Consider the following 291-nt stretch of genomic DNA (forward strand, 5'->3'; position numbering starts at 1 on the left):
AAGGCCCGGGCGGGGCGGGCGGCGGCCACCAGCACCACTAGGGTCTGTCCGCCGGGCGGCCGATACCGACGCAAGCTCACGGGGAGGCAGGCGTGCTGGCGGAGGGACCGGAACGGGGGCCGCGGGTCCTCAGTGTCCTCCAGGCGGGGCGCGCCCTCGCGGCCCTGGCGATCGCCGCCTATCACTCGGCGATCGCGACGCGCGACTTCGCCGGGACGATGCCGGAGGGTGCGTTCCGGCTCCTGGAGCGCGGCACCTTCGGGGTCGATTTCTTCTTCGTGCTGAGCGGCT

1 pseudogene is annotated in these 291 nt (G+C 74.2%); it reads left to right on the forward strand.

What is annotated here, in order from left to right:
- Positions 1 to 92: 92 nt before the first annotated feature.
- Positions 93 to 291, forward strand: a pseudogene (locus ACLBXP_RS25880) (hypothetical protein); the annotation flags it as partial.

This window comes from Methylobacterium sp. A54F (assembly GCF_053346035.1).